Annotated in this window: 10 protein-coding genes and 1 pseudogene; 6 read left to right on the forward strand and 5 right to left on the reverse strand. The window is 71.2% G+C overall.

The window, feature by feature from the left end; genetic code table 11:
* Positions 1 to 131 precede the first annotated feature (131 nt).
* Complete coding sequence (locus KO717_RS03510) at positions 132 to 362, forward strand: hypothetical protein (protein WP_301364386.1); 231 nt, start codon at positions 132 to 134, stop codon at positions 360 to 362.
* A 121-nt stretch (positions 363 to 483) separates the two neighbouring features.
* Here KO717_RS03510 and KO717_RS03515 read toward each other — a convergent pair whose 3' ends face one another.
* A complete protein-coding gene (locus KO717_RS03515; protein WP_301364387.1) occupies positions 484 to 1,251 on the reverse strand; it encodes a hypothetical protein in 768 nt (255 codons plus the stop codon).
* 283 nt (positions 1,252 to 1,534) lie between these two features.
* Here KO717_RS03515 and KO717_RS03520 point away from each other — a divergent pair, with 283 nt between their 5' ends.
* Both KO717_RS03520 and KO717_RS03525 read left to right on the forward strand, forming a co-directional pair.
* A complete protein-coding gene (locus KO717_RS03520) occupies positions 1,535 to 2,143 on the forward strand; it encodes a hypothetical protein (protein ID WP_301364388.1) in 609 nt (202 codons plus the stop codon).
* Between the two features lie 34 nt (positions 2,144 to 2,177).
* On the forward strand, positions 2,178 to 2,921 hold the full coding sequence (locus KO717_RS03525; RefSeq protein WP_301364389.1) for a DUF1775 domain-containing protein: 744 nt from the start codon (positions 2,178 to 2,180) through the stop codon (positions 2,919 to 2,921).
* 104 nt (positions 2,922 to 3,025) lie between these two features.
* Here the strand turns inward: KO717_RS03525 and KO717_RS03530 are convergent, their stop codons facing one another.
* The 3 genes from KO717_RS03530 to KO717_RS03540 form a co-directional block, all read right to left on the reverse strand.
* The gene (locus tag KO717_RS03530; RefSeq protein WP_301364390.1) at positions 3,026 to 4,942 is read right to left on the reverse strand and encodes a copper resistance CopC/CopD family protein; all 1,917 of its coding nucleotides are present in this window, start codon (positions 4,940 to 4,942) and stop codon (positions 3,026 to 3,028) included.
* A 344-nt stretch (positions 4,943 to 5,286) separates the two neighbouring features.
* Positions 5,287 to 6,288, reverse strand: a complete 1,002-nt coding sequence (locus KO717_RS03535) for a magnesium and cobalt transport protein CorA (protein WP_301364391.1) — start codon at positions 6,286 to 6,288, stop codon at positions 5,287 to 5,289.
* 383 nt (positions 6,289 to 6,671) lie between these two features.
* Positions 6,672 to 7,184 carry a universal stress protein gene (locus KO717_RS03540; RefSeq protein WP_301364392.1) on the reverse strand — a complete coding sequence of 171 codons (513 nt, stop codon included), beginning with the start codon at positions 7,182 to 7,184 and terminating at the stop codon, positions 6,672 to 6,674.
* A 295-nt stretch (positions 7,185 to 7,479) separates the two neighbouring features.
* On the opposite strand from KO717_RS03540, the gene KO717_RS03545 reads away from it, so the two are divergent.
* Complete coding sequence (locus KO717_RS03545; RefSeq protein ID WP_301364393.1) at positions 7,480 to 7,863, forward strand: SAV_915 family protein; 384 nt, start codon at positions 7,480 to 7,482, stop codon at positions 7,861 to 7,863.
* 13 nt (positions 7,864 to 7,876) lie between these two features.
* On the forward strand, positions 7,877 to 9,211 hold the full coding sequence (gene lysA / locus KO717_RS03550; RefSeq protein ID WP_301364394.1) for a diaminopimelate decarboxylase: 1,335 nt from the start codon (positions 7,877 to 7,879) through the stop codon (positions 9,209 to 9,211).
* A 369-nt stretch (positions 9,212 to 9,580) separates the two neighbouring features.
* Here lysA and KO717_RS03555 read toward each other — a convergent pair.
* Positions 9,581 to 10,630 (reverse strand): annotated as a pseudogene (locus KO717_RS03555) (IS110 family transposase); the annotation flags it as partial.
* A gap of 534 nt (positions 10,631 to 11,164) precedes the next feature.
* On the opposite strand from KO717_RS03555, the gene KO717_RS03560 reads away from it, so the two are divergent.
* The gene (locus KO717_RS03560) at positions 11,165 to 11,959 is read left to right on the forward strand and encodes an SDR family NAD(P)-dependent oxidoreductase (RefSeq protein ID WP_301364395.1); all 795 of its coding nucleotides are present in this window, start codon (positions 11,165 to 11,167) and stop codon (positions 11,957 to 11,959) included.
* Positions 11,960 to 12,024 lie beyond the last annotated feature (65 nt).

Genomic DNA, 12,024 nt, shown 5'->3' on the forward strand with positions numbered 1-12,024 from the left:
CCCGGGCGCGGCAGGGCGGCGGCCCGCGCCGCCGTCCCTGCCGCAGCCCGGTCGGATACTCGCGGAAAATGAGCGGAAGCGACCGGTCCGCGTCTGTCAGACTTCCCGGCATGTCAGATGATGATCTCGGGATGAGCGACGACAAGGCGGCCGCCGCGGAACGCTGTTGGCCCGAAGCCGACCCACTGATCCTGGCCGGTCGGATGCTGCCCGCCCTGAAGAAGATCATGGAAACCTTCCACGTCAACATCCGCGACGGACTGGACCTGATGAACGAGCGGTACGACAAGCTCGCGCGCGAACAGCCGGAGAACATCGAGCCAGACTTCTGGGAGTACTACCGCGGCCCCGGGCCCGCGTAACCGGGTGGAGGGGCCTTGTCGGCTGCCCGACCGGGTAGACGTACCAGGTGCGCACACTCCCCTACGCGCCTTGAAGGCCCCCGGCCTGTCAGGGCCGGCCCACCTCCGGCCAGGGTCGGTCTCACAGCCCCTGCGCGGCCCGAAGTCGCTCGATCTGACGGAGAGCGGGAGCCTCGGAAATGCTCGGGTACGGCTCCGGACCCATGGTCGTCATGTCGACGATGCACACGCCGACCCGGGCCACGATGCGATCCAGGACTTCGACGGGCTCGGCGGAGCCTTCATCTTCGAAGGTCATCCGGATGTGGATCGTGTCCTCGGGGAACCCTGCTTTGTCGAGGTCCTCGTACCGCGCGGTCGCCTTGCGTTCGTCGGAGTCGTCCGAGGGGCACGCGGCGACGGCCGTGCGCAGCTGGGCGAAGGCCGTCGCGGCCCCTGTCCCCGTGTAGGACGCGAGGAACGTCATCTGCGGGCTCCCGGGTTCGCCGGAGTCGAAGGTCTGGGAGACGGCGGCCTGCGCACCCTTCTGCCTGAGCAGCTCCCACATGGTGGGGCACGGGGCCGACGACGCTTCCGTCCGGGGCAGAGGTCTCAGCTCGGAGGAGTCCAGGTCCCGGATGCCGCGCTCGGGGTCCGGGACCCCGGCGGCCTCGCCCGGCTGCAGCGCGAGCTCCCGCAGCCGCGGGGCGTCGGGTATGGCGCCGGCCGCCCCGCGCGTCGGCAAGGGAACGGAAGAGGACGGCGCCGGATCGGTCTGCGGCGCCGAGGGGGCCTTCTGCGTCCCTGCCGGTGCCTGTCCGGCCGTCACGGATGCCTGACCGCCGGAGCACGCGGAGAGCACGAGGCAGCCGGCGGCCACCATCAGGACGGAGACATGGCGCTTGAGCATGAGTGAAGCCCCCCGGTGACAAGTCGATCAGGATGATCCACCCCGAACAGTAGCCGTGCCCCCTGGCGTATCTCCGACGGCCTTCGGGGCCGCCCGATCCCCGCCTGCGCCCGCTCGGCGACCCCGATCACACGGCCGACCGAAAAACTGTTTCACAATTGACAGTTGTGGGATCGCCGCGAGGGGGGCGGTGGATGATGAGCGCGACATGGCCGGAGCCCGTACACGGATGCGCTCGTGTCCGCAGCCTGCCGGGCGGAGCGGACAGTGGCTGCGGGCTGCCGTGTTCACGCTGCTCAGCTCGGTGTTGGCCGTCGTGGCCCATCACCTGGCCTCGGAGGATCCGGTGTCCTGGTGGCGGGCGGCGGTCGGGGTTCTGGCCGTCTTCGCCCTCGCGTGGCCGGCGGCCCGTCCGTCCCTGCCCGGTCGGTACGTGCTTGCGGCGACCGGGCTGGCTCAGCTGCTCCTGCACGGGGCTCTGTCCCTGCCGAGCCATGTACGCCACGGGCACGCCGTAGCGCACGGCGGTGTGCTGCGGGAGATCGGGCACACCCCACACCATGCGGCGTGGGCCATGGCGGCGGCCCACTGCGTGGCCACGTGCTCGATGGCTCTGCTGATGTACCGCGCGGACGAGGTGCTGAGCCGTCTGCCGGAGACGGTGGGCCGCTGGGCCCAGGCGGCGGTGGCGCTCGCCGCCGCGGCTTTCGGTACGGGCCGCCGGCCGTGGTTCCGGCCTGGTCTGCGGGCGGTACCCGTCGCGCTCGGCGGGCTCGCCGTACGGCCGGCGGTGATGACCATGCTCTGTCACGCGGTGGTGCGCCGGGGGCCTCCTGCCGGAGGTGCAGGAGACGTTCCCCTGATCCTGGCCGGCTCTTCACCCGCGGGGTGAGGCCCGTGCCGCGTACCGAGAGGGTTTCTCCATCATGAACAGGTCACACACCCATCTGCCGTTCTCCAGGACGGCCTTTGCGGTCGCCGGCGCCCTGGTGGTCCTGGGCGTGGCTGCCGGGCCGGCCGCCGCGCACGCCGAGGTCACCGCCTCCGATCCGCGCGCCCTCGCCGAGAACGTCACACTGTCCTTCACCTCCGAGGCGGAGTCGGACACCGCAGGCATCGCGGAGTTGAAGGTGGTCCTCCCGAAGGGCATCGCTCCGGACGCCGTGACGCTCAAGGACGCTCCCAAGGAGTGGAAGCTGACGGCCACACCGGACGGGTACGCGATCGGTGGCCCGGCTCTGGCCACCGGCACCGATGCCGAGTACAGCATCACCGTGCGCCAGCTGCCCGACGAGAAGTCCCTGGTCTTCAAGACTCTGGAGACCTACGGCGACGGAAAGGTCTCGCGCTGGATCGAGGTGCCCACCGGCGGCGAGAAGGTCGACAACCCGGCTCCCGTGCTCGAGCTGAAGGCGGCGGCCCCCGGGGCGAAGCCGATCGCCCCGAGCCCCTCGCCGTCTCCGACGCCGAGCGCCGCCCCGTCCGTCCAGCCGTCGGGGGCGCCGTCCGCTCCCGTCGCGTCCGACGGCGCGCAGGCGACGGGCGAGGCGGGGGCCGAGGCCGAGGCGGGCGACAGCACCGGCGCCGTCGCCGGCGCGGTTGCGGTCGTGCTCCTGCTCGTCGCGGTCGGCACCTTCTGGTGGGTGCGTCGCAGCCGTAGCCGAGCCTGACCGGCGCGATCGGGGCCGGCACGCGGCTCACGCCGTGCTCCGGCCCCGATCGCGCGCGGGTCCCGTGCGCGCTTGCTCCTCCTGCGACGACTACGTGATGACGACTACGTGATGCGGACGGTCTCGCGCACGGTGACCTGGTCGATGTCGGTGGTGCGCACGGTGATGTTCAGGGTCCAGACGCCGGGCATGGGCAGCTGCAGGTCGTAGGTGGCCCAGTACCCCTTCTGGTTCTTGAGCTTGGCGTCCAGTGGGCCGATTCCGAGTTCTTCCTGGGTGAGGGTGAGGCGGAGTTCGGGGACGGTGGCGAGGCCGCCGTCCGCGGTGAACACGACGGCTTCGACGGTGTTCTCGCCGACGCGTCCCGGGGCCAGCGTGATCTGTACCGCGCCGTGCTGGTTGGCCGTCCCCATGTCGAACGGGACCGTGACCACCTTCGTCTGCGGCTCCTGAGCCGTGGCCGCCGTCGCCGCCGTGGCCGTGTCGGCGGCGCGGCTGGGCTGGGTTCCGGTGAGCAAGGTCGTGATCGCCAGGACCACGACACCGAGCACGGCTTCGACCGCCACCGTGCGCCGCAGGCTGCGCCGGTATCCGTCGGCGTCGAAGACGGGCGGCCCGGTAGCGTCCCCCGGCCCACCCCCGGCGGGTGCGTCGGGCGTACCGCTGTGGTCGGGCGTGACGGGGGAAGGCGGCGCGCCGCCCGTCCGTACGGCGCTCACCAGCTCGGGCTCGGGCACCGCCTGCGGTTCCGCGGCCGGTGGCGCCTGGTGAACGAGCCGGGCCGTCCAACGGCGGGAGAAGGACGCTGCGCACAGCACGAGAACCACGGCGGCGATCTTCACCGCGAGCGTCCTGCCGTACGACGTGGTGGACAGCGCCTCCCACGAGCCGACCTGTCGCCAGGACTGGTACATCCCCGTGCCGACCAGTACGGCGACGGCGGTGAAGGCCAGGGTGGAGAACCGGCCGATCGCGGACGCCGGGATGTCGCGGCTGCCGGGCCCCCGACGCCTCAGGAGGACCGCCAGCGTGATCAGGCCGCCCAGCCAGACCCCCATGGCCAGCAGGTGCAGCACGGCGACCGGAATGGCCAGCGGCACCTGGATGCCGGCGGAGGCATGTTCCGCGGAGGCCCAGGTGAAGGCGAGGGCCAGGGCGAGAACCGCTCCGCCCGGGCGGACGCCGGCTCCGAGGTCCCTCGGTGGCGATCCGTCGTCGTCACGGTCGAGCCGTAGGGCCGGCCGCCTCAGCAGCACCGCGGCGACCGCGAGCAGTACGAGCCGCGCGATCAGTGCGATGCCGGGCCTCCCGGTGACGGTCCGGCCCAGCTGAGACGGGTCGAACGCCGATGTCAGCTCGCCGGCCGTTTCGTACGGGCCGCGCAGCAGCAACAGGGCGACGGTGGACGCCACCAGTGCCGCCCAGCCCACGGCCAGCAGTCTGCGTACGGGGCGGACCGCTCCCGCGGTGGGCCAGCACACGAGGACGAAGGCGGCAGCTCCGACCAGAAGAGCGAGCCCGCTGTAGGCGACGTAGCGGAAGAAGCCGTACAGGCGGCCGGCCGCGGTGTCCTCGGGTGAGCCGGTCGCCACCACGGCGGTGGTGCCGGACGGTTGACCGATGGAGAAGACGAACGCGCCCGAGATCGGGTGGCCGTCGGCGGAGACGACGCGCCAGGCCACCGTGTAGGTGCCCCGGGGGAGCTTGTCGGGCAGCTCCACCCGCGCGGTGTTCTCCTTGCCGTCCGCGTGCTGGGCCGGGCGCGGGTTGGCGCGCTCGTTCTCCGGAGACAGCACTCTCAGTGAGTCCTCGGAGAAGCTGACCGACTCGGTGAAGGTGAGGGTGAGCTGTTTCGGAGCCGTCTCCAGGACGCTGCCTTCCGCAGGATCGGAGCCGCTGAGGCCGGCGTGCGCGAAGGCGGGGCCCGCACCGCCGAGGATCAGGGCGAACAGGGCGAACAGGGCGGCGACCAGCGCCAGGACGGTCGGCGACGTCCTCGCGGGAGGTGATCCGGTGTGCATGAACAGTCAGTCTCCGAAGTGGCGGTCGTCAGCGGCGGCACCGCCGCCCGGAACTCGGTCCTGCGGGGCAGCGGTCGGACGGTAGGGCTCACCGGGGCGACAGGAGGGACTCGGACAGGGCCGCAGGTCATGACGGGATGTGGACGATAGTGCTGCCGGCCTCGGGACGGAGATGCTTAAGCAACTTCGGCTAAAGGGCGGCACGGAACGGCTCAGCCCGGGGCGCGTTCCTGTATGGAGCAGGCGGGCGGGGCGGGCGGGGCGGACCGGGCGGGCGGGGCCCGCCGATCAGCCCGGGCCGCAGCGTCCGTCCGCGAGGGTTCGGCCGACCGCCCGTGCCGTCCTCACTTCGTGGTGGCTGCCGGGGCGTGCCGGCCGACGCGGCTCACCTCGGGTATCGGCGGTGTCGGCCGGCCTCGGCGTCGGCGCAGCCAGACGTACAGCATCAGGCAGGGCAGGAGCACCCCGAGGACGGTGAGGGTGAGGAACGCCGTGAAGCTGCTGATGTGGGTCACCAGCCAGCCGAAATTCTGCCCGAAGAAGCCGACCACGAAGGACAGGGGGAGGAACACGCTCGCGAGGATCGTCAGGCGTTCCATCGTGGCGCTCTGGCGAAGGTTGATCTTGTTCTGCTCTACGGAGATCACCGCGATGTTCGCTTCCAGGACGGTGGTCAGGAGGTCGCGTTGGGCGGCGACCTCCTCGTTGACCAGCAGCAGGTGGTCGTGCACGTCACGCATGTACGGCCGGAGCGCGGGCGGCGTCCTGCCGGGCTGGAGCCGCCGCGTGAGCACGGCGAGCAGCGGGTGCACGGCCCGGTAGAAGTCGGTGGCCTCGCGTCGCAGGGAGTAGATCCGCTCGGTCGGGGCGACCGCCCCGGAGAACACCGTGGCTTCGATCTGCTCGATGTCGCGCTCCAGTTCGCCGACGACCGGCGAGTAGCTGTCGACGACCTGGTCGAGGATCGCCCACAGCGTGGAGGCGCTGCCGGCCTTGAGGAGTTCGGGGCGGCTTTCGAGCCGGCTCCGGGCTTCGTGCAGCTCGCTCGCGATGCCCTGGCGAACGGTGATCACGAAGTGGTCGGCGAGGAAGATGCTGATCTCGCCGGTGTCGATCTCCTCGCGGTCGTCGTCGTAGCGTGCCGTGCGCAGGATGATCAGCTCGGTGCCGTCCTCGTACTGCTCGGCCTTCGGCCGCAGGTGGAAGGCCGAGGCGTCCTCGACGGCGAGCTCGTGCAGTCCGAAGATCTCGCGGACCCGGTCCAGTTCCTCGGGGCCCGGTTCGAAAATGCCGAGCCAGACGAATCCACCTTGCCGGCAGCGCGCGGCCGCCTGTTCCAGTGGCATCGCGCCCTCGTCCTGTCGGCGCCCGTCGCGATAATGTGCGCAGTCGACGATCATGGCCTTCCTCCTCACGGCCGACCGATGTGCGCCGCCTCGTGCCCGCCGGGGCGTGGCGCGCCGGACAGGCCTCACAGCAATAGATGCTCCTCCGCCTCGGCCGAGATGTCCTCGCAGCCGACCGCGGTGGCTTCCCTCCCGGGTCGATTTCGCTGGTCACGGGGAGGTGGGCGCGGATGTGCCCATGGACGCCCGGTGCGGCCGGTGCGCCCGGTGCGGCCGGTGCGGCAGCGCGATGCTGGTCGGCGGATTCGTCGTGATGCCGGCGGGCCGGTTCACGGGTGGCGGCCGACAGGGCAGCAGCGTGTCCTCGGCCGTCCGCCACGGGCTCAGGGGGCCAGCTCCCGCAGATCCAGCGGAATCCTCCAGACGTTGCGACGGTGCACCGATTCCAGCTCTGCCTGGAGCGGGGACGGCGGAACCGCGAGGACGGGGCAGGCGGCGTGCGCCATGCAGTAGCGGGCCACCGAGGGGCGGCCGAGGCGGCGCCACACGGTACGGGGTCCCGTGCCGACCACGAGGAGGTCCTCCGGGTCGCGGGCCGTGTCCACCAGGGCCGCGCCCGGGGTGGCCCGTACCGTGCGGCCCACGAGGGTGACACCGGGACGGACGGCGCCGAAGGCCGTATCGAGGACCTCGCGCAGTCTTTCGACGGCTGCGGCGCGGCATTGCGCCGCAGCATCGGGCCCGAGGCCGTTGCGGCTCCCGAGTTCGCCGCCCGGCGGCTGCCAGGCCAGGACGGCCCACAGCTCCGCGTCACGCACCCGGGCCTCTGCGGCGGCCTGGTGCAAGGCGGCCAGACTTCCCGGGGTGCCCGTGGCACCGACCACGACTTTCGGCACGGCTTCTTCCCTCTCCTCGGCGTTCACCGGTTCCCATGGAAGGCCGCGGAAGCGGACGCGGACGCGGTATTGACGGCTTTCTCACGCGGATGTCCCCACCCCGTACGGAACCCTGATGCCACCCCGCTCCGGGGCCCGTCAGCGATCCGTATGGACTCGGTCCGTCGCCGTCAAGGTCCCGTCATGGGGTGGCCGCAGGTGCGTGCGGGCGGGGATAGCTTCGTTGTCGCGCCCCGGACCGCCTCCCCGCATCCGGGGCCTCAACCGTCACTCGTGGTTCCTCTGGGAGGGCCTCATGTGTTTGTTCCAGTACGAAGACGACCCGGAGCCTGAAGAACGTGTCCCGGCCGGGCCCCTGTACGTGCCGGTCCTGCCGGGAACGGCGGAGGTGGTGGTGCGGCTGTTCCGCACCCCTCTGGGAGCACGTACCGCTGTGGGGTTCACCAGTGCGGAGCGGCTGGCCGCCACGCTCGGCGCCGGCCAGCGCTGGATCCGGCTCTCCGAGTCCGCGCTCCGCGCGATGGCCGAACCGGTCGGAGCATCGCTGCTGACCGTCGACCCGACCCTCACCGCGCCTGCGGTGACCGGGGCGGCTGCCGGGACGGCTGCCGGGACGGCCGCGGGGGCGGTCGCCGCTCCCGTCACGCAGGCTCCCGAGACCGTCGCCCGGACCCTCTGAAGGGAACCGCATCATGACCATCGCCTCCCTCTCGGAGATTCCGGCCGGTGCCGGTGAACTGTCCGTGTGGCCCGCCTCCACGACCCGGCTCCCGCACGGTGACGTGGCCGTCGGCGGGGTTTCCCTGGTGGAGATCGCCGACCGGTTCGACACGCCTGCCTACGTTCTGGACGAAGGCGAGGTCCGCGAGCGGTGCCGCACCTACCGCGCGGCCCTCCCCGAGGCCGACGTCCTCTACGCCGCCAAGGCCTTCCTCTCCCGCGCGATGGTGCGCTGGGTGGACGAGGAGGGACTGGGCCTGGACGTCTGTTCCGCCGGAGAGCTGGAGCTCGCCGTCACTGCCGGGTTCCCGCCGGAACGGATCGTGCTGCACGGCAACGCGAAATCGCCCCGGGACATCGGGACGGCGCTGCGGCTGGGCGTCGGCCGTATCGTCATCGACGGGCCGTCGGAGATCGCCCGGATCGCGGCCGCCGTCGGGCCGGACGGGCACCAGAAGGTGATGGTGCGGGTGGTGCCGGGCGTCTCGGCCGGGGGCCACGTGAAGATCCGCACCGGTACGGAGGACCAGAAGTTCGGCCTTTCGCCCACCGACGGATCGGCGCAGGACGCCGTCGCGCGCATACTCGGCCAGCCGCAGCTCGAACTGACCGGCCTGCACTGCCACATCGGATCCCAGATCACCGAGGTGGAGCCCTACCTCGTCGCCCTGCGCAGGATGGTCGGGCTGATGGCCCGCATCCGTGACGCGCACGGCATCGCCCTGCCCGAGCTGGACATGGGCGGCGGCCACGGCATCGCCTACCGGCCGGGCGAGTCCGCCCTCGACCTCACCGCTCTCGCCCGCGGCCTCCGCGCCGAGCTCGGCGAAAGCTGCGCCGCCGCGGGCCTGACCGTCCCCCGGCTCCTCATCGAGCCCGGACGAGCCGTCGTCGGGCCCGCCGGAGTGGCTTTGTACCGGGTGCTCGCCGTCAAGCACACCGGGGAGAAGGTGTTCGTCGCCGTGGACGGCGGGATGAGCGACAATCCGCGGCCCGCCCTCTACGGGGTGCGCTACGCGCCCCGCCTGATCGGCCGGCACTCCGCCGCCGGTGCCTGCACGGCCACGGTCGTCGGCCGGCACTGCGAGGCCGGGGACGTTCTCGCGGCCGATGTGGAACTGCCGGGGGACATCCACCCCGGTGATCTGATCGCCGTACCGGTGGCGGGCGCGTACCAGTTGTCCATGGCCTCCGGTTACAACATGGTGGGGCGTCCCCCGGTGGTCGCCGTCCACGAGGGCACGCCGCGGGTGCTGGTCCGGCGCGAGACGCTGGAGGACTTCCGGAGCCGGGACATCGGCAGCTGAGACACCTCATGCAGTTTAGCCGTCAAGCCGCCGCCCCATCGCGCCCGCAGAACCTCGGCCCAGTCTCCGGCTTCCGGACCCGGATCCTCCCACTGTGGCACCGGGCTGGGAGCCGTCTCGATCAGGTGCACAAGCGTCCAGGCGACGCCGTAGCAGTCGTCGGGGCCGAAACAGGTGGCCAGGGCAGCCGCCTCTTCGGACGTGACAGGGCGGGAGATCGCCCTCAGCTGGCGTTCACGCCTATCGATCTCTTCCTCGCTCGCGTCCCAGTCGGGAAGCGGTCCGCCGGCAACGAACGTCTGCACTTCGGGTCTCATGACCGAATGATCGTCTCCCCCGCCGCCCCTGGACAAGCTGCCTCGTTCTGCCTCACGCGGTGGACGTCCCTGCTGGCTGGGGCTCTGTGGGGAAGGCGATCGCTTCATCGAACGGGACCCGTGCCAAGAGGCAGTGATGGAGTTGGCCGAGCATCCGGTTGAACAGGTGCCGCAGAGCCTGCATATGCCAGTCCCCTCCTGCTCGGCGGCGCCGGTAGTGGGCGTCCGCACCACTTGAACCGCTGAGGGAGGCGAAGGCTCACAGGTGACCGACGTGGTTGAGGCGGTTGTTCTTCACGAACCGACGTCCAACGTATCGGCGCTTGCCGGAGGCACGCGTGATCGGAGCCGAGCCGGCGTACGCCTTCAACCCACCGGCTTTGGCGAACCGGGTCTGTTCATCGCCGAGGATGCGGGCACCGACCGGGGGACCGATCCCGGAAAAGCTCAGCATGATCGCCGCGTCGGGGTGTGACCGAAAGGCTTCCTCGGTGGCCCGCGCCAGGTCATCGACCGCCTGGCAGGCGGCGTCCAGTTGCAGCAGCAGGGCCACCAGTGCCTGCTTGCCCATGGCGTCCTCGACGAGGGGCAGCTGCCGCGGGGCCTCCTGGCGGAAGAGCTGCTGGATTCGTTCCGCGTCGGTTTCGATGCCCCGGCGGCGGCCGGCTCGCCGGAGCATGGCGGTCAGCTTCCACATCTGCAGCTTGGTTGCAGGGCAGGTGTGGGCGCGACGGCCAGGATGCGGCGGGCGTCAAGGCGGGTCAGGGTTCCCGGCTTGTCCCTGAACGCCTCGATCATCGCCGGGAAGAACTCCCTGAGCAGGGACCGCAGCTGGTTGGCGACCTGCTGCCGGTTCCAGACCGCGTCCTGCTGTGCGCGGGCCAGGACGGCGACGGCCTGGGCCAGGCCGGTGTCGGCGGGCAGCGGGCGGTGCGTCGGTGCGGATGATGTTGGCGAGGACCAGGGCGTCGCCTGGGTCCGACTTCTTGCGGCTGACTCCGTGCCGGTCGCGGTAGCGGGAGGCAGCCATCGGGTTGACCGCGTAAATCTTTCGAGGGCCCTGCCGCAGCGTGGCGACGAGCAGACCGCGGCTGGTCTCGATGAATCCCGCCCCTTCTCCGGTGCCGTTCTCGAAGACGAGCACGCGGGGCCGCACGGCGCACTAATTCCAGGGCTCCAAGGCCCGCCACCTCATCAGCCGTGCGCGGCGCCGCCAAACCACACGGGCGCACGCCGTGTCCAGAGCTCGAAGCTCGTGAGGAGAAAACGCGTCACCGTGCGGCAGCTCATCCATCGAGGATCCCGAACCCGACGGGCCCGCTGCGGCAGAACGTGCGAGGACCGGCCGGCGCCCAGCGCCACCAGTCCACACACGTCCTGCCCTGGGCTGGACAACCGCCCCGGGCCCCTCAGAGATCCAGAACCTCTCATTACTAACGAATTAGAGGTGTCACCTGTCGAACGGTCCGGGCTCGCGGCGCCCGGACCGATCGACACGACACGACACGTCCTGAGTGGTCGGCTGCGGAAGCCCCAGTGGGGGGAGGCAGTCTCGGCCGCCTGCAGAAGGGGGCCCTGGGAGACCCAGGTTGATCCGGGCCTGGTTGGCCCGGAGGCTGGTGGCGAGGCTGTGGTCATGACCGACAACAGCATTGATGTGACCGGCTTCCGCAACCGTGTCGTCCTGATCACCGGCGGAACCAGCGGGATGGGCCTGGCCACCGCGCGTCTGCTCCTGGAAGCCGGCGCCGAAATCGTCATCACGGGCCGCGACGATGCCCGCCTCGACCGCGCGGCCGAACAACTGGCCAAGGTCTCCGACCAGGGTGCCCGGCTGTTCACGGTCCGGGCCGACTCCGCCAGCCTTGCCGACCTCGACCGCTTGGCCGCCCTGATCCGTGAACGCCACGGACGTCTGGACGGGGTGTTCGCCAATGCCGGCGTCGGAGTGTTCCAGCGCAGTGGCGAGGTCACCGAGCAGGACTTCGACCTCAGCGTCGACGTCAACTTCAAGGGTGTGTTCTTCACGGTCCAGAAGGTTCTGCCGCTGCTCGACGCGGCGGGAGGCGGTTCCATCGTGATCAACGCCTCCTGGACACTGCACCGGGGCCTGGCGGTCACTCCCGTGTACGCGGCCACCAAGGCCGCCGTCCACAGTCTGGCCCGCACGCTGGGCAGTGATCTCGCCGAGCGGGGTATCCGGGTCAACTCGGTCAGCCCGGGCTACGTCGTCACCGAGATGTTCGATGCCGCCAACCCGGATCCCGCCTCGCACGATGCCATCCGCTCCCAGGTGCCGCTGCGGCGGCTCGGCCAGGCCGAGGACATCGCCGAGACCGTCGCCTTCCTCCTCTCCCCGCGGTCGTCGTACATCACCGCCCAGGACATCGCCGTAGACGGGGGCCTGGTGAACGCGATCCCCGTCTCCTGACGGCAGGCGTGGCTGCCTGGCCCTGACAGGGCCAGGCAGCGACCCGTCACGACCGGCCACAATCG

Source organism: Streptomyces xanthophaeus (assembly GCF_030440515.1).
GTDB classification, from domain to species: domain Bacteria; phylum Actinomycetota; class Actinomycetes; order Streptomycetales; family Streptomycetaceae; genus Streptomyces; species Streptomyces kutzneri.